A 17,568-nucleotide genomic window follows, 5' to 3' on the forward strand; every position below is an offset into this window, starting at 1 on the left:
TTCACGAATTGCCCTGCAGAATGTCGTCCACCTCACTAACATGAACCCACACCTGTCCAGATAAGCCCCCTGACGCAGTCAGAAAGCGAGAAGTGACCGCCGTGCAGCAGTACGAGGAGATCGCCGCCTATCTCCGCAGCTCTATCCGGGAGGGGGAGCTCGTCCCCGGGGACCCGCTCCCCTCCGAAGCGGAGCTGTGCCGGCGTTTCGAATCCGCCCGCGGCACCGTCCGCCAGGCCATCGCCCTGCTCCGTTCCGAGGGACTCATCTCCTCCGGGCAGGGACGTCGCTCCCGGGTGCTGGACCACCGGCCCACCCAGTCCTTCGACGACATCTTCTCCTTCACCCAGTGGTGCCTCACCGCCGGAGTCACCCCCGGGCAGCAGACGCAGTGGGTCACCCGCAAACCCGCCGACCCGCGGCTGGCCGCCCACCTGGAGATCCCCGATGGCGCCCAGGTGGTCTCCGTCTTCCGTCTGCGCCTCATGGACGGCTGCCCCGCCATGATCGAGCGGCTGAACTACCCCTTCGAATTCGGCAGGCACCTCCTGAGCTTCGACACCGACTCCGGTTCGATCTACCAGCACCTGCTCGACTGCGGCGTGGACATCGACACCGCCACCCGCACCATCGACGCCGTGCCCGCGGAGGCCGAGGATGCCGCGCTCCTGCAGGTCCCCGAGGGTGCCCCCCTGCTGCGGGTGCGCCGCCGCGCCTACACCACCGGCGGCACCCCCATCGAGTACTCCGATGACCGCTACCTGCACACCAAGGCCAGCTTCACCATCAACTCCACCCGCAACTCCCCCACCGCGTTGTCCATGATCAGCAGCTGAAGCCCGCTAATGTCTGGGGTATGAGTGTGCGCAAAGCGGTCGTGGCCTGCGTGGTCCTGATCGGTCTGCTGGCCACCGCGTGTTCGGCAGGTTCCACCGCCGGCCGGGTCGGCCGTGTCGCGGGCGAGGACACCATCGTGCTGGGCACCACCGGCGCGCCCGCCTCCCTGGACTTCACCACCACCGGCGGCGCGGCGATCCCCCAGGCGCTGATGTCCAACATCTACGAGGGCCTGGTGCGTATCGACGCCGCCGGCGACATCGTCCCCCACCTCGCCACCTCCTGGGAGGTCAGCGAGGACGCCACCGACTACCTCTTCCACCTGCGGGAAGGGGTGAGTTTCTCCGACGGCTCCCCCTTCAACGCGCAGAGCGCGAAATTCAGCATCGACTACGTCCGGGGCTCCTGGAGCAACGGCCTGAAATCCCAGATGGACGTCGTCTCCGGGGTGAGCGCCGTCGACGAGCACACCCTGCGCGTCACGCTCTCCCGGCCCTCACAGCAGTGGCTGTGGTCCATGGGCACGCTGACGGGGGCGATGATGAGCCCGACGGGCGTCGATAAGCTGGCGACCCATCCCGTGGGCACCGGCCCCTATGAACTGGAGCGTTTCGCCGTGGGCGAGTCCATCGCCTTCACCGCACGCGCGGACTACTGGGGTGACGCTGCGCGTGCCGACGCCGCCATCCGCTATTTCTCCGACGCCCCCTCCGCCGTCAACGCCCTGCGCTCCGGGGACATCGACGTGGTCTGGGCGATGCAGTCCCCCGAACTCCTCGACACCCTGCCGGAGGAACACACCGTGCAGGTGGGCACCACCAACGGGGAGGTGCTGGTCTCCATGAACAACCGCCGCGCCCCCTTCGACGACCCGGACGTCCGCCGCGCCGTGGTCCACGCCGTCGACCGCGACGCCCTCAACCTCGTGGTGTGGGAGGGCCTGGCCACCGACACCGGCGGCGCCCCCGTCCCGCCGACGGACCCGTGGTTCACCGGCCACGACCACGCCCCCCACGACCCCAACCTGGCGCGGCAGCTTCTCGACGGCCGCGAACCCGCCATCACCATCTCCGTGCCCTCGCTCCCCTACGCCCAGGCCGTCTCCGAGCTGCTCTACTCCCAGCTGCGCGACGTCGGCTTCGACGTCACCCTCCACACCGTCGAATTCCCCGCCGTGTGGCTGACCGAGGTGATGTCCGCGCACAACTACGACATGTCCATCATCGCCCACGTCGAGGCCCGTGACATCCCCGCACTGTTCGGCAGCCCCGACTACTACCTCGGCTACGACAACGCCGACGTCCGCGCCGAGCTGCTCGCCGCCGACACCGCAGCCACCGCGCAGGAGCAGACGGAGCACATGCGCGCGGCCGTCGACACGATCATGTCGGAGGCAGGCGCCCTCACCGTGTTCAACCTGCCCAACATCGTCATCACCGCCCCCGGTGTCACCGGCGTGAACCCCACCGTGGTCACCGACGCACTGGCCCTGTCCGGGATGGAGAAGCAGTGATCCTCCGCGCCCTCCTGAGGTTCCTCGCCACCCTGCTGCTGGCCTCCGTGCTCATCTTCGTGCTGCTGCGCGCCATCCCCGGCAACCCGGCGCGCGTGGCCCTCGGCGTCACAGCCACCGACGAGGCCGTCGCACAGCTCGCCGCCCAGCTGGGTACCGACCGTCCCCTGACCGTGCAGTACCTCGACTGGATCAGCGGGCTGCTCACCGGGGATCTCGGCATCTCCCTGGCCTCGCGGCAGGACATCACCCCGCTGGTGCTCGACCGGGCGCAGGTCTCCCTCATCCTCTGCGGGGTGGCGATGGTCTTCTCCCTGCTCATCGCGGTGCCCACGGGTATGTGGGCCGCGCGTCGCGAGGACACGGTCATCTCCGCCTTCTCCCAGATCGGCATAGCCATCCCCTCCTTCCTCGCCGGCATTCTGCTGGTCACCGTCTTCGCTGTCCATCTCGGCTGGCTGCCCGCCAGCGGCTGGATCCCGCCGGGTGAGGATTTCGGCGGTTTCCTCGCCCGTCTCATCCTGCCCGTCATCGCGCTGACGCTGGTGCAGGCGGCGATCCTCACCCGCTACGTCCGCTCCGCGGTGCTCGAGGTCATGGACCGTGAGTTCATGCGGACGGCGCGGTCGACGGGGGCGTCGATAAGCGAGGCGTTGTGGCGCCACGGCCTGCGCAACGCCGCGCTGCCCGTACTCACCGTGACGGGGCTGCAGTTGACGAGCCTGGTGGTGGGTGCGGTGGTCATCGAGCGGGTCTTCCTGCTGCCCGGGCTCGGGTCGATGCTGCTGGATTCGGTGGCGCGGCGTGATCTGACCAGCGTGCAGACCATCGTCATGCTGCTGGTCGTGTTCACCCTCACCGTCAATCTGCTCGTCGACCTGGCCTACCGGCTCATCGACCCGCGGATCCGGAGGAGCGCGTGAGAAGGCTGACCGCCGCCGGCTGGATCGGCGCATTCATCGTCGGGATCACCGTGCTCACCGCCCTGGTCTCCCTGGTGTGGACCCCCTACGACCCCGTCCACGCCATGCCTTATGACCGGCTGCTGGGTTCTTCGACTGAGCATCTGCTGGGCACCGACCGCTACGGACGTGACGTGTTCTCCCGCATCATGGCGGGCGCCCGCATCACGCTGCTTGTCGGGTTGGTCGCCGTGGGGATCTCCGCGCTGTTCGGCGTGCCCTTCGGGATCCTCGCCGGCATGCGCCGCGGCCTTGCGGAGACGCTCATCATGCGCGGGGCGGACCTCCTGCTCGCCTTCCCCGCCCTGCTGCTGGCCATCGTCGCCGGGGCCACCTTCGGCCCCTCCACCCTGACGGCCATGACCGCCATCGGCATCGCCGGCATCCCCGGTTTCGCGCGCGTGGCGCGTGCCGGGACTCTGCAGGTGATGACCCAGGACTACATCTCCTCCGCCCGCGTCTCCCACGTCCCGGGCCTGGTCATCGCCGGCCGGCACGTCCTGCCCAACATCGCCGGTGTGATCATCGTGCAGGCCTCTGTCGCCTTCGCCCTGGCCATCCTCGCCGAGGCGGCCCTGAGTTTCCTCGGCCTGGGCACCTCCCCGCCCGACCCGTCCTGGGGCAGGATGCTGCAGTCCGCGCAGGCCTCCCTCGGCTCCGCACCCCAGCTCGCCCTGTGGCCCGGACTGGCCATCGCGCTGACCGTCCTCGGCTTCAATCTGCTCGGCGACGGCCTGCGCGACGTCCTCGACCCGCAACGGAGCCGGCGATGAACCCCGTCCTTGAGGTCCGCGACCTGCACGTCAACGACGGACTCGTCGACGGCGTCAGCTTCACCGTCGGCCGTGGGGAGCGGGTGGGCATCATCGGTGAATCCGGTTCCGGCAAGTCCCTCACCGCGCTGTCTGTCATGGGGCTGCTCCCCCGCGGCCTGCACGCCAACGGTTCCGTGAGGCTGCTGGGCCAGGAGACCGTGGGCCTGCCGGACCGGCGCATGCGGCCCCTGCGTGGGAAGGTCGTGTCCATGGTCTTCCAGGAGCCGATGACGGCGCTGGACCCGCTGATGACCGTCGGCAGGCAGGTGGCTGAGGCCGCGGGGCGCCGCGACGTGGCGGACCTGTTCACCCGCGTGGCGCTCGACCCCGCGCGCATGGGTGCCTACCCGCATGAACTGTCCGGCGGGCAGCGCCAGCGCGTGCTCATCGCCATGGCCCTGGCGAACGAACCCGACCTGCTCATCTGCGACGAACCGACCACCGCACTCGACGTCACCGTGCAGGAACAGATCCTCGAGCTTCTCGACGACCTCGTCGACCGCCTCGGCATCTCCCTGCTCTTCATCACCCACGACCTCGGTGTGATCAACCGCATGTGCCGCCGCGTCCTCGTCATGTCCGAGGGACGCATCGTCGAGGACGGGGAGACCGGGCAGGTGCTGCGCTCCCCCGCCCATCCCTATACCCGACGGCTTGTCGCCGCCTCCCTGCCCGGTCCACCCGCCGAATTACGTGAAGTGGGCGACCCCGTGCTCTCCCTGGAACAGGTCACCCGCCGCTACGGTGACACGCCCGCGCTTGACGGCGTCTCCCTCACCGTCCGCCGTGGCGAACGCCTCGGCGTGGTCGGCGGTTCCGGCTCCGGGAAGACCACACTGCTGCGCCAGTTCGCCGGCCTGGACACCCCCGACTCCGGGACGGTGACCGTCGGGGCCGGAGTGCAGGTGGTCTTCCAGGACCCGCAGAGCTCCCTCAACCCGCGGCTGCGCATCGGCAGGTCCGTCGCCGAGGGTGGCGGTGACCAGCAGCGGGTGGCCGAGGTCCTGGCGGAGGTGGGCCTGCCGGGGGATGCTGCGGGGCGTTTTCCCCACCAGTTCTCCGGCGGCCAGCGCCAGCGCATCTCCATCGCCCGGGCGGTGGCCGGCAGACCCGAGATCCTGCTTGCCGACGAGCCCGTCTCCGCCCTCGACGTCTCCGTCCGCGCGCAGGTCCTCGAGCTGCTCGACCGGCTCGTCGAGGAATACGGCCTGACCCTGGTGTTCATCACCCACGACCTGTCGGTGCTCCGCCAGGTCTGCTCCACAGTGGCGGTGATGCACCAGGGGCGCATCGTGGAACACGGCCCCACCGAACAGGTCTGGGCTGATCCGCAGCACGAGTACACCCGCTCCCTGCTCGCCGCCATCCCGCGCATGTAGGGGCCCTTGCGGGGACGGATCAGGTGTTCTAAGGTGGATTTCGAACGCACGAACGAAGGGGGGTCGGGGTGGAGACACTGGAGTCTCAGCTGGAACGCGGGCTCGAGGAGCTGCTGCGCCCGAAGAACTACTACTCCTGCTGCTCGCCGCACGACCCCACCGCCGTCCGCGCGACCCGCATCCGCCGGGAGGACCACCAGATCTGGCAGTCAGAGGCACCCGAGGAGCTCGAGGACGTTGACCTCGTCCTCGCCCGTCTGCGTGCCAGCACCGGCCACGGCGAGCAGTTCGTCCAGTCCGCCATCTACGCCCACATGCGCCTGAATGAGCTGCCCCACCTCAAGGCGCTCCAGGAGCGGATGTTCCACCTCGACCTTAGCCGGCTGAAAGCCATCGACGCCGTGCTGTGCAAGCTGGACGCGGACAACCTGGAGCAGATGGCGGTCGTCGACAAGGAGATCACCGCCTTCCTCACCCCCACCCGGCCCAACCAGGCGCTGCCCACCGCGCACGCCATCCGGGAGAAGCTCAACGGCATCATCGCCACCCTCGATGACTCCGTCTCCGCCGACGACACTCCCCCGGAGAAGAGCAGCCACTTCGCCGTCCACCTCGACGGCGACCGCGGCTTCATCGAGGTGATCACCGACGCGGTGACCGCACATGAGGTCAACGAGCGGGTGCGCAGGCACGCCGCGACCAACGACATCAGCCTCGCGGAGGCCTTCAACCAGCTCGTCCGCGGCGAGGCCACCACGAACATCACCCTCAACGTCTACCGCGCCAAGGACGTCCCCGGTGCACCATCATGGATCTCCGGTATCGGCTGGACCAACGCCCAGAAGCTCGTCGGGGCCGCCACCGTGGTCCGCGACATGGACGAGCTCTACGGGAAGGTCTCCGGGGCCTATGCCACGCCCGCCGACATCCGGGCGGTGGTCATCGGTTGGGACGGGGTGTGCAGCTACCCGGGCTGCTCCCGCCCCCGGATCCACACCCAGATGGACCACCGGGTGGACTGGGCCGAGGGCGGCCCGACCACCGCAGCGAACCTGGTCCCCCTGTGCCAGAGGCACCACAACATCAAGACCGACGGCCGGGTGCACTACATCATCGACCCACACACGCGGGAGAAGTACTGGTTGTTCGAGGACGGCCGGTGGATCGTCGAGGAACCCGCCGGCCCCCTGGCTCCGAAGCAACGGAACTGGGTTCAGACCGTCGGACAGCGCACCGCGAACAGACGGGAACGTATCCGGGAGGAGTCCCGGGCCAGACGGGAACAGGAGAAGGCGAACGCCCCGCCTCCGCCTGAGGATTAGCCCAGCCGGATCCGTTCGAGGACGTCGTAACGGGGGCCGCCCGAACGTCCCTCGCCGGGCACCGATTCCATGAGCACCAGCTCATCGCAGAGGAACTCCGGCCCCTCGTAGACCAGCAGCGCGTGCACCAGATCGGCGACGAGCCAGCGTTCCTGCGTGCGCGCGATGGTCAGGTGCGGTTTCTGCGGCGGCGGGTTGTCCAGGTCGATGATGGTGTCGGCCATGAGTGATTTGAGCTCCCTGACCCGGCCGCCAACGCCCATCCACAGGGTGCGGTGCCCGAAGGAACCGGCGCCGCGCAGGCTGAGATTCAGCGGACCGGAGGCCCCGGCGGCCTGGGCGAGGTGCGCGGCCAGGTCGGTGTGGTCGTTGGGCTGGCTACCGTAGAAGCACAGCGTGATGTGCCAGTTGTCGGGGTCCGTCCACCGCAGTCCCTGGGGGTGCTCCTCGCGGATGGGTCGGAGGGCGTGCACCAGGTGCTCGCGGGCGTCGTCGGAGATGAGCAGGGCGGAGAACAGACGCTTCATCCGGCCAGTTTAGCTGAGTCGGAAATGCAATGTTTCCGTGACGGCGGACCTATTGACCAGAGAAATTCCGGAGAATACCATGGTCGTATAGACCATTTGCAAACGATTGCACTTCATGGAAAGGCGAGGTGATGAACCCTTCACCCCCCACCCTCAAGGACGTCGCCGCCGCAGCAGGCGTCTCCATCTCCACGGCATCACGTGCCCTGGCGGGAAACCCCGTGATCGCCGAACGCACCAGGGAGCGGGTCCGCAGGTGCGCAGAGGAACTCAGCTACCGCCCAAACCCGCAGGCCCGGGCACTGCGCAGCGCACGCACCAACATCATCGGTGTGGCCCTGCCCAGCCTGATCAACCCCTTCTTCGCGCGGATGGCCCACGCCATCCAGCAGGAGGCCGCCGACAACCACCTGTGCACCATCATCTCCTCCACCGCCGAGGACACGAAACAACTCCACTACTCACTGGATGTGCTGGCCAACCAGCGGGTCGACGGCATCCTCGCGGTACCGCACCAGGGTTCGGAGACCAGTTTCGAGAAGCTGGCCAAGGCGCGGATCCCGGTGGTCCTCGTCGACCGGGAGCTGCCCGGCGCCGGCTTACCGACGGTCGCTTCCGACCCCCGCCCGGGCATGGACGCCGCCGTGGCGCACCTCGTCACCAACGGCCACCGCCACATCGGCTACCTGCCGGGACCGGCGAACGCCTCGACCGCGGCGGGCAGACTCGCGGCCTTCGAGGAGGCGTGCGGGAGGCACGGCGTCGATAGGCGGGAGATCCACCGCGGTGACGCCATGGAACTGCTGGAGCGTGGCGTCGAGGCGATCATCGCCGGGGACACCACACTCTCGCTCAACGCGCTCGAGACCCTCCACACGCATAAGGTGGCTATCGGACAGGATCTGGCCTTCATCGGCTTCGACGACAACCTCACCATGCGCCTGCAGGCCTACCCGGTGAGCGTCATCGACCAGGACGTGGACAACCTCGGACGCACCGCCCTCAACCTGCTCATCGCGCTGATTGCCGATGCCGGCGCGGCGGAGTCGGTGACCACGCCCACCTCCCTGATCATCCGCCCCTCCAGTGATTTCCGCCGCCCGCACACCTAGAAGGATTCCATTGACCAGCGACCACCCCCGACCAGTGGACATCGTCATCGTCGGCTCCATCAACGCCGACCTGACCGTCAGGGTGGCCCGCCACCCCGGACCCGGGGAAACCCTCCTCGGCTCGGGAGGTGGCATCACCGCCGGCGGCAAAGGCGCCAACCAGGCCGTGGCCGCCGCGCTGCAGGGTGGTTCGGTGGCGATGATCGGCGCCGTCGGCAACGACGCCTACGCCGGACCCGCCACCGCCCATCTCCACTCCTCGAAGGTGGACATGTCGGGCGTGGCCATCGTCGATGAAACCACCGGCCTGGCTGTGATCACCGTCGCCGACGACGGTGAGAACACCATCATCGTCGTGCCCGGCGCCAATGCCGCCGTCACCGCCGAATTCGTCGAGGAACGCGCACCGCTGATCGAATCCGCGGAGATCCTCCTGCTGCAGGGTGAGATCCCCGCCGACGGTTTCACCGCCGCCGTCCGCCTCGCGACGGGCCGCGTCGTGGTCAACCTCGCACCCGTCATCAAGGTGGACAGACGGGCACTGCTCAGCGCGAACCCGCTCATCGCCAACGAGCATGAGGCCGGACTCATCCTCGACCAGCTCGGCGCAGGCATCAGTGCCGACGACCCCGAGGCCCTGGTCACTGCCCTGCTCCACGTCGGATTCCGTTCCGTGGTGCTCACCCTCGGCGGGCGCGGCGCACTCGTCGGAGAGACTGACGGCATCACCCATATCCCCACCCCACAGGTCACCCCGGTGGACACCGTCGGCGCGGGCGACGCCTTCAGCGGTGCCCTGGCCGCCCGCCTCACCGCCGGCGATGACCTCATCGACGCCGCCCACCACGCCGCCCGGGTCGGGGCCTACGCCACCACCGGCCACGGCGCGCAGTCCTCCTATCCGGGGCCGGGGGCGGTGCTGCCGTGAATCCGGATCACAGCCCCGTCACAATCGTGGGGTAAGAGTGACGGGTGGTGCAAAACCATCCGGCCCGTAGATATGATTTTTTCATGTCAACCATCAACCAGTTGCTGGCCGATGACGCCGTCGATCTCGATGCCCGGGCCTCCGGCTGGGAGGACGCGGTCACCCAGGCCGGCCGCCTCCTGGAGGCCACGAGTGCCATCGATCCTGCCTACACGCAGGCCATGATCGACAGCCTCCACGACAACGGCCCTTACATCGTCGTCGCGCCGGGTTTCGCCTTCGCCCACGCCCGCCCCTCGGAGGCCGTGAAGCAGACCGCCCTGTCGTGGCTCCGGCTCACGCAACCCGTCGAGTTCGGCCACCCGAAGAACGACCCGGTGTCCCTGGTCGTCGCTCTCGCGGCCGTTGATTCCAAGGCGCACACCACCGCCATGGCCGAGTTGGCGAGGATCCTCGCCGACCCCACGAAGCGTGAGGCACTCAACTCAGCCACCTCTGTTCCCGAGCTGCGGGAAGTCCTCGCCGGTACCGGAACGCCGCGGCGCACCCGGGCGGATTCCCCCGCCACCCGCAACAAGATCCTGACCGTGTGCGGTAACGGACTGGGTACCTCGCTTTTCCTCAAGAACACCCTGGAACAGGTGCTCGACACCTGGGGATGGGGGCGGTTCATCACCGTCGAAGCCACTGACACCATCTCCGCCAAGGGCAAGGCTAAGGAGGCCGACCTCATCCTCACGTCGGGGGAAATCGCCCACACCCTGGGGGACGTCGGCGTACCCGTCCACGTCATCGAGAACTTCACCTCCACCGATGAGATCGACGCAGCGATGCGTGAGCTCTACGACATCTGACCCTGCCCGGAAGGACAACCTCATGGACTGGCTGCTCGCCATCCCTCAGTTCCTGGTCAACGAGATCCTCTCGGTGCCCGCATTCCTCATCGGCATCATCACCGCCATCGGATTGACCGCCCTGCGGCGCACCGCCGGACAGGTCATCGGCGGCGCCCTCAAGGCCGCGCTCGGATTCCTCCTCCTGGAGGCTGGTGCAGGACTCGTTGTCGCCTCGCTCGAACCCCTCGGTTCCATGATCCAGGGCGCGACCGGCGCCCAGGGTGTGGTCCCCACCAACGAGGCCATCGCCGGCATTGCCCAGCAGGAGTACGGCTCCCAGGTCGCCTGGGTGATGATCCTCGGCTTCGCCGCCTCGTTGATCCTGGCGCGTTTCACCCCGCTGCACTATGTGTTCCTCACAGGCCACCACGTGTTGTTCATGGCCACGATGCTCACCATCATCCTGGTCACGGCCGGTTTCAACACCTGGACCGTCATCCTGGCCAGCGCGCTGCTGCTGGGTATCCTCATGGTTTCCCTCCCGGCCATCGCCCACCCGTGGACCCGCCGGATCACAGGTGACGACTCCATCGCCATCGGTCACTTCGGCACCGCCGGTTATGTGGCGGCCGGAGCGGTGGGCAAGCTCGTCGGCGGGAAGGGCGACAAGGCCAGCGCGTCGACCGAGGACCTCAAACTGCCTGAGGGGTTGCGCTTCCTGCGCGACTCGATGGTGGCCACCGCCTTGTCCATGGCGCTGATGTACATCATCCTCGCCATTTTGTTCATGCTGCGTGCCGGCACCGACGAAGCCTTCACCGCCTTCGAGGGTGGGGCGACCGGCGTGGGCAACTACCTGATGCAGTCCTTCACCCAGGGACTGATGTTCGGTGTCGCCGTGGCGGTCATCCTCTTCGGTGTCCGCACCATCCTCGGGGAGCTCGTCCCCGCGTTCCAGGGCATCGCGGCAAAGGTCGTGCCGGGGGCGATCCCCGCCCTCGATGCCCCGATCGTCTTCCCCTTCGCCCAGAACGCGGTCCTCATCGGTTTCATCGCCTCCTTCACCGGTGGCCTGGTCGGCCTGGCGGTGTTGTCGGTGTGGCTCAATCCGGCCTTCGGCATCGCGTTGATCCTGCCCGGCCTGGTCCCCCACTTCTTCACCGGTGGTGCCGCTGGCGTCTACGGCAACGCCACCGGTGGCCGTCGGGGCGCCATATTCGGAGGTTTCGCCAACGGCCTGTTGATCACCTTCCTTCCCGCGTTTCTTCTGCAGGTGCTGGGGGCCTTCGGGTCGGAGAACACCACCTTCGGCGACGCCGACTTCGGCTGGTTCGGCATCCTCATCGGTTCCGCTGCGAAGCTCGGCCCGGTCATCGGACTCATCCTCATCCTGACCATCGGCGCAGCAGTACTGGGGGTGGGCATCTGGTCCCAGAAAAAACTCGTCGAGGGCAACTGGGATCCCACCCCGCACCGGCCCCACCCCAAGGGTACGGAGGGTGCCGCCCCTACCGGGCAGACGGCGCAGGCCAGGTCAGCCCGCCGGTATCAGAGAATCGCGCCCCCGGAGGGGGCACCGGTTCCCCCGCCGCCACCCCGGGGCTAGTTCCCGGCAGCTACCAGCCCATCCTCTTTTCAGGCAGGACAGTCACCACAGATAATCCGGACCGCTGGTGATGTGGTCAGGCAGGCTGGCGTTCCCCGCTCTTCTCGTAAACCGGGGTGTCCATCCCCTCATAACGGGCCTTGAGCTGCATGGACAGATACCGCGAGTAATGGCGGGACTGGTGGAGGTTGCCACCGTGGAACCACAGGGCCTCAACCCGGGTCGGTTTCCACATATTGCGCAGCTCCCCCTCCCAGGGGCCCGGGTCCTTGGTGGTGTCGGAGCCCAGTCCCCAGCACGGTCCCACCTGGTCAGCAACCTCCTGGCTGATCAACTGGGCAGCCCAGTTGTTCATGTTCCCGTAGCCGGTGGCCAGGACGATGACATCGGCGGGCAGTTCGGTGCCATCGCTCAACACCACCGACCGCTCCCGGACCTCATCGATGCACACGTCAGAACGAACGGGGATCTTTCCGTCGGCGACCAGTTCGGAGGCGCCGACGTCGATGTAGTAGCCGGAGCCGCGGCGCAGGTACTTCAGGAACAGGCCGGAGTCGTCATCACCGAAGTCGAGCAGGAAGCCAACCTTCTCCAACCGGTCGTAGAAGTCCTTGTCCACCTCCCGGACCTTGTCGAAAACCTCCTTCTGCACCTCGGGCAGGACCTTGTACGGCCACGAGGCGAAGAGGAGATCGGCGGTGTCGGTGTCAATCCCGGATTCGAGCGCCTCCTCGGAATACAGGGGTCCGAAGACCTCCTGCATCAGGGTTTCGGAGCGGACGATGTGGGTGGAGGATCGTTGGATCATCACGGGGCGGGCGCCGTTGTCGTAGAGGTCGGCGCAGATGTCATGCGCTGAGTTGTTCGCGCCCAGTACGACGACGTCCCGGTCACGGTCGACCTCACCGCCGGGATGCTCGGAGGAGTGCCGGATCTCGCCGCGGAAGTTCTCCTCCCCCGGCAGGGTGGGGCGGTTCGGCACACCCGACATGCCGGTGGCCAGCACGAGCTGGTCAGGGTGCAGCGTCAGCTCGGCCCCGTCCCGGTTGACGGTGACATCCCAGCGGTTCTGCGTCTCGTCGTAGTTCGCCCGCAGACATTCTGTCCGCGTCCAGTAGTCCAGGTCCATGATGCCGACATAGTGCTCGAGCCAGTCACCCATCTTGTCCTTCGGGGTGAACACCGGCCAGTCATCCGGGAACGGCAGATACGGCAGGTGGTCGTACCAGACCGGGTCATGCAGGCACAGCGAATGGTAGCGCCCGCGCCACTGGTCACCGGGCCTGGCGGCTTTATCCACAATGAGGGTGGGTACGCCCAGCCGTTTCAGCCGTGCGGCCAGCGCGATGCCGCCCTGTCCCCCGCCCACGATGAGGACATAGGGCTGTTCCGTCACGCCGAGCGCGGTCTGGCGGTCAAGCTTCCGGTCCGCCCAGTTCCGCTTGTCGGCGTGTTGCCCGTGCTCCGCACCCAGGGGACGGCGTCGACCGCTGGGCTCCGGATGTTCCTTGAGTTCACGGGCCGAGGTGAGCATGGTCCAAGCCCGACCGTCGCGCAGACGCACGATGCCGGTGCAGTGGAAATCCCGGGAGTCACAGGAGAACTGGACGCGCGTGACCCCGTCCCCCTCATCGACGGGATCACCGTCGAGGACGATGTTGCCCAGGCTGCTGGCGGGCCACGTCTCGCGGATCATCTCCGCTATCTCATCCGCTCCCTCCGCGGTGGTGATGTTCCAGGTGAAGGCGAGCAGGTCCCGCCAGTAGCCCTCAGGTTCAAACAACTCACTGACCGCCGTGGCGGCGGTGGCTGCATCAGAAGCTGCACCCGCCTGTTCAAGTGCCCTGAGCCATTCGGTTGCGGTGTTTTTCAGGTCGATGACGGTGGTCATGTCAACCTCTCCTCAGTGTGTCAGTTCAACGCCATGAACATGGCATAAGTCACACTATGCAACGTTTTAGATACATCTCACTAACGTACCCCCGCGGAAAGATCTGCGAAGCAATGAGCGCTCCTGAAAAATTCCCCCTTGCAGGCAGAGCTGGAGGATACGCATAGATTGCGAATCCACCCCCGCACATTCCCTGACCCTTCAGCAGCCAGACGAAAAGGACCCCCCACTGTGACAGTGAGGGGCCCACCTGAAACTTCATCAGGGCCTGAGCCCGTTATCCTCCGTAGACCTGGGTGAGGATCCCCGGGTGGAGGATCCGTTCCTCGGAGATCTCGAAGATCCCCAGTTCGTGGGACAGTCGGTCGAATTCGGTGGCCTCTGCCGTTGACAGGGCCACATGCTCACGGTTGTCCGGCAGCTTCATGTTTCTCACCGTACCTCACGGTCGACTCGATACCAGTGGCATCACCTTAGCCCACCTGACCGGAAACTAAGAGACGGAGACTTTCTCGGTCTCCACGCCAGAATCGACCGCGGCCGCCTTCTCCTCGGGCATCGGGAAGCGGCGGACGATGGAGGCGTAGACCGCGCCGGTGATGTTGTGGAGCACTGCGGCGACGGCGCCGGGCAGCGCGGCCTCGGGGCTGAAGAATTTCGCGGACATGCCGGAGGCCAGGCCGGCAGACTGGGTGCCGATCTCCACGGCCATGGTCCGGTTGGCGGATTCCGGGAAACGGAAAATACGGCCGGCGACGTAACCGAGGACGTAGCCGAAGACGTTGTGCAGGAGCACGGCCACGAAGACGATGAGGCCGACGGCGGCGAGCCTCTCGGAGTTGGTGGCCACGGCAGGGAAGACGACGCCGCCGATGCCGAGGATGGAGATCCACGGCAGGACCGGGGTGATGAGGTTGATCCATTTGTCGGCGAAGTAACGGATGGCCAGGCCACCGATGACGGGCAGCAGGACGGTCTGGACAAGGGAGATGGCCATGCCGAGGCCGTCGACGTCGGTACGCGTGTCGGCGAGGAAGAGCATGAGCATCGGGGTGACGACGGGTGAGAGGAGCGTCGACATCGACGTCATCGCCACGGACAGGGCGACATCGCCCTTGGCCAGGTAGGTGATGACGTTGGAGGAGGTGCCGCCGGGGACGGAGCCGAGCATGAGCAGTCCGACGGCCAGGGCCTCGTTGAGGCCGAGCATGCGGGCGACGAGCACCGCACCGAGCGGCATGATCACGAACTGGGCGATGACGCCGAGCAGGATGGGCCAGGGGCGGCGCGCGATCTCCTTGAAGTCCGGCAGGGTCAGGGTCAGGCCCATGCCGAACATGATGATCATGAGGAAGTACGTGATGTACTGCGAGAGGGGCTCGAAGGGTGCCGGGAAGAAGAAGGCTGCGGCGGTGCCGGCGAGGATGAAGAGCGGGAACGCGGTGACCGCGATGGCGGCCGAGCGGTCCTCCTTCGACCGGGAGGGGGTGGTCATGGACGACTCCTTGATGAGACTGCTTAATTCATGGGGAGGGGCGTACATGGGTGGGCACGGCCCGAAGCTCGGCCGGTTGGGCCTCGATGCATCCTAGGTCACACCTCCGGCACCCTCGAATCCGGGTCACTACCCTGGGGAGGCATGGACGATCTGTTGACCGCCGGACGCATGCGCCTGAGCCCGTCGGGGGCCCATCTGACCAGCACGGACACTGACCTCGGGGAGTTGTTCTGGGTCTCCTCCACGACCGGGCGCTCCCCCATCCGCGGGGGTGTGCCCGTCATCGCCCCCGCTTTCGCGGATCTGCTTGCCGACGCCCCGCGCCACGGCTGGGCGCGTACCGCCGACTGGCGGGTCACCACTGACGGGCGCGTCTTCGACGCGGAGGTGGTCAACGAGGGCATCCATCTGCTGCTCCATGTCCGGGAGCTTGCCGACGGCGTGCATCTCGCCCTCACCGCCCGCAATGAGTCGCGGGAGGAGCGGACGGTGCAGCTGGGCTTCCACCCTTATTTCCGGGTCAGCCACGTCTCCCGCGTGCATGTCGAGGGCCTGGACGGAGTGGAGGTGCTCGACCGGCTCAGTGATGCATGGCACACCCAGTCCGGTGAGGTGGGTGTGGATGGGGAGTTCGACCGGATCTTCCTGGCCTCGCGGGAGGTGCGGATCGTCGACAGTCAGCGGGTGATCACCATGGAGGCGGAGGGTGCGGACGCGACCGTCGTGTGGAATCCGGGTGAGAAAGCCGCCGCCGGCATGCAGGATGTCGGCGGCGGCGAATGGGCGGATTTCCTGTGTGTGGAACCTGCCCTGCTGGGTGCGGACCTCAGCGGTGTGGTGCTGGCGCCAACCGAGCAGCGGCGCCTGGCCATGACGGTGCGGGTCAGCCCTTCCGGATCGTGATCTGCCAGGTGGCGTCACCGGTGGCGTGGAAGTCGGTGACGTCGTGGCCGTTGTCGGCGGCCCACTGCGGGATGGTCTCGGTGCCCTGGGTGCAGTCGAAGTCGATGACCAGTTCCTCACCAGGCTCCAGGGTCTCGATGACGTCCTTGGCCTCGATGAGCGGGAAGGGGCAGACGGCACCCATCTGGTCGAGTGCCCAGCGGCCCTCGCCGAGGGGACGGGCCTTCTTCACGCGCGGGGCGGTCTTGAGGGTGACGGCGCCGGTGGCGACGGCGAAGCCCGGGCTGAGGACCTTGTCCTCCGCGGAGACCGGGGTGATGGAATCCTCGGTGGTGTAGGTCTGCGGGGCGGCGGGAGTGGCGGCCGGCTTCAGCCACAGCTTCGCACCGACGCCGACGCCGAGGGCGATGAACAGCAGGGCGATCCAGCCCTGGTAGCTGAACAGGGCGGTCTGGACCATGCCGTTGCCGACGGTGCAGCCGCCGGCCAGGGCGGCGCCGACACCCATCATCATGCCGCCGCCGACCGCACGGGTGGCGGTCTGCGCGTCCGGGACGCGCAGACGGAACTCGCCGGTGGCCTTGGCGGCGACGAAGGCGCCGATGAGCAGGCCGAGGACGAGCATGACTCCCCAGTCGACACGCTCGAGGTCACCGGTGACGGTGAAGTTGACCAGACCACCGGTCGGGCCGGTGATGCCCAGGCCGGAGTTGCGGCCCGCGGCGGCGGACAGCGGCCAGGCGATGACGCCGATCAGTCCGATGAGCGCGCCGGCGGTGTAGATGTGCAGGGGGCGCTTCCAGAACGGGACGTTGAGGCGGACGGGCTTCTTCTCGTTGGCCAGGAAGTGGCGGGTGGCCAGGGCGGTGCCGATGGCCAGCGGGACGGCGAAGAACCAGGCGGAGACCCCGAAGGTGGCCGGCAGGGTGGTCAACGGGGTGTCGTAGGACTTCAGGCCGACGTTGAGCCAGTTGAGCGCGCCGGTCTGCATCGCGGCGGCGGACAGGCCGTAGAAGATGAGGGCGATCCAGGAACCGATCAGCCCCTCCGCGGAACGGAACCAGGTGCCGGAGGCGCAGCCGCCGGCGAGGATGATGCCCAGGCCGAAGAGGAAGCCGCCGCCGATGACGGCGATCGGGGCGAAGTTGCTGTACGTCGGGGAGATGATGCCGAGGCTGGTCAGGGCGGCGATGCCCACGGCGTGGACCGAGATGACGATGAACAGCGCAACGAGGCTACGCCAGGTCTTCTGCAGGAAGATGTCGCGGAGCATGCCGGTGACGCAGAACCGTCCGCGCTGCATGACGATGCCGAGGACTGCGCCGACAGCCAGGCCGGTGAGGATCATGGATCCGCCTTTCAGGGAAGGTTCGTTGACAACCCGCACCGTACCGCATCAAATACCGTTCTGTCTATATTTCCGTACCGATCGGTCCACT

General features: G+C 67.4%; 16 protein-coding genes. 11 read left to right on the forward strand and 5 right to left on the reverse strand.

Annotated elements, in window-relative coordinates; translation table 11 throughout:
• Positions 1-92: 92 nt before the first annotated feature.
• The 6 genes from NYP18_RS10915 (at position 93) to NYP18_RS10940 (ending at position 6,828) form a co-directional block, all read left to right on the forward strand.
• On the forward strand, positions 93-836 hold the full coding sequence (locus NYP18_RS10915) for a GntR family transcriptional regulator (RefSeq protein ID WP_259428225.1): 744 nt from the start codon (positions 93-95) through the stop codon (positions 834-836).
• Positions 837-856: 20 nt separating this feature from the next.
• Entirely contained in the window at positions 857-2,350 is a 1,494-nt protein-coding gene (locus NYP18_RS10920; protein WP_259428227.1) for an ABC transporter substrate-binding protein, read from the forward strand.
• Entirely contained in the window at positions 2,347-3,273 is a 927-nt protein-coding gene (locus NYP18_RS10925) for an ABC transporter permease (RefSeq protein WP_259428228.1), read from the forward strand. Before NYP18_RS10920 ends, NYP18_RS10925 begins: the two co-directional genes overlap by 4 nt.
• Complete coding sequence (locus NYP18_RS10930; RefSeq protein ID WP_259428229.1) at positions 3,270-4,085, forward strand: ABC transporter permease; 816 nt, start codon at positions 3,270-3,272, stop codon at positions 4,083-4,085. The genes NYP18_RS10925 and NYP18_RS10930 overlap by 4 nt, the downstream gene beginning before the upstream one ends.
• On the forward strand, positions 4,082-5,506 hold the full coding sequence (locus NYP18_RS10935) for an ATP-binding cassette domain-containing protein (protein ID WP_259428230.1): 1,425 nt from the start codon (positions 4,082-4,084) through the stop codon (positions 5,504-5,506). The genes NYP18_RS10930 and NYP18_RS10935 overlap by 4 nt, the downstream gene beginning before the upstream one ends.
• A gap of 68 nt (positions 5,507-5,574) precedes the next feature.
• Positions 5,575-6,828 carry an HNH endonuclease signature motif containing protein gene (locus tag NYP18_RS10940; RefSeq protein WP_259428231.1) on the forward strand — a complete coding sequence of 418 codons (1,254 nt, stop codon included), beginning with the start codon at positions 5,575-5,577 and terminating at the stop codon, positions 6,826-6,828.
• Here the strand turns inward: NYP18_RS10940 and thpR are convergent.
• A complete protein-coding gene (gene thpR, locus NYP18_RS10945; protein ID WP_259428232.1) occupies positions 6,825-7,355 on the reverse strand; it encodes an RNA 2',3'-cyclic phosphodiesterase in 531 nt (176 codons plus the stop codon). The genes NYP18_RS10940 and thpR overlap by 4 nt on opposite strands.
• A 131-nt stretch (positions 7,356-7,486) precedes the next feature.
• On the opposite strand from thpR, the gene NYP18_RS10950 reads away from it, so the two are divergent.
• From NYP18_RS10950 to ulaA, 4 genes are all read left to right on the forward strand, one after another.
• Complete coding sequence (locus NYP18_RS10950) at positions 7,487-8,467, forward strand: LacI family DNA-binding transcriptional regulator (protein ID WP_259428233.1); 981 nt, start codon at positions 7,487-7,489, stop codon at positions 8,465-8,467.
• 34 nt (positions 8,468-8,501) lie between these two features.
• Positions 8,502-9,395, forward strand: coding sequence for a ribokinase (locus tag NYP18_RS10955; RefSeq protein ID WP_259428312.1), 894 nt, complete (start codon positions 8,502-8,504; stop codon positions 9,393-9,395).
• 83 nt (positions 9,396-9,478) lie between these two features.
• The gene (locus NYP18_RS10960) at positions 9,479-10,249 is read left to right on the forward strand and encodes a PTS sugar transporter subunit IIAB (protein WP_259428234.1); all 771 of its coding nucleotides are present in this window, start codon (positions 9,479-9,481) and stop codon (positions 10,247-10,249) included.
• Positions 10,250-10,271: 22 nt separating this feature from the next.
• Positions 10,272-11,837 (forward strand): PTS ascorbate transporter subunit IIC, encoded by a 1,566-nt coding sequence (gene ulaA, locus NYP18_RS10965; protein WP_259428313.1) that lies wholly within the window; start codon positions 10,272-10,274, stop codon positions 11,835-11,837.
• A gap of 76 nt (positions 11,838-11,913) precedes the next feature.
• On the opposite strand, the gene NYP18_RS10970 is transcribed toward ulaA, so the two are convergent.
• From NYP18_RS10970 to NYP18_RS10980, 3 genes are all read right to left on the reverse strand, one after another.
• Positions 11,914-13,728 (reverse strand): flavin-containing monooxygenase, encoded by a 1,815-nt coding sequence (locus tag NYP18_RS10970; protein ID WP_259428235.1) that lies wholly within the window; start codon positions 13,726-13,728, stop codon positions 11,914-11,916.
• Between the two features lie 277 nt (positions 13,729-14,005).
• A complete protein-coding gene (locus tag NYP18_RS10975) occupies positions 14,006-14,155 on the reverse strand; it encodes a hypothetical protein (RefSeq protein WP_259428237.1) in 150 nt (49 codons plus the stop codon).
• Between the two features lie 66 nt (positions 14,156-14,221).
• Positions 14,222-15,223, reverse strand: a complete 1,002-nt coding sequence (locus tag NYP18_RS10980; RefSeq protein ID WP_259428238.1) for a bile acid:sodium symporter family protein — start codon at positions 15,221-15,223, stop codon at positions 14,222-14,224.
• 144 nt (positions 15,224-15,367) lie between these two features.
• Between NYP18_RS10980 and NYP18_RS10985 the strand changes: the two genes are divergently transcribed.
• A complete protein-coding gene (locus tag NYP18_RS10985; RefSeq protein WP_259428239.1) occupies positions 15,368-16,129 on the forward strand; it encodes an aldose epimerase family protein in 762 nt (253 codons plus the stop codon).
• Here the strand turns inward: NYP18_RS10985 and NYP18_RS10990 are convergent.
• On the reverse strand, positions 16,110-17,477 hold the full coding sequence (locus NYP18_RS10990) for a YeeE/YedE thiosulfate transporter family protein (RefSeq protein ID WP_259428240.1): 1,368 nt from the start codon (positions 17,475-17,477) through the stop codon (positions 16,110-16,112). The two genes, NYP18_RS10985 and NYP18_RS10990, sit on opposite strands and share 20 nt — an antisense overlap.
• Positions 17,478-17,568: the final 91 nt, after the last annotated feature.

This window comes from Corynebacterium lemuris (assembly GCF_024919295.1).
Lineage (GTDB): Bacteria > Actinomycetota > Actinomycetes > Mycobacteriales > Mycobacteriaceae > Corynebacterium > Corynebacterium lemuris.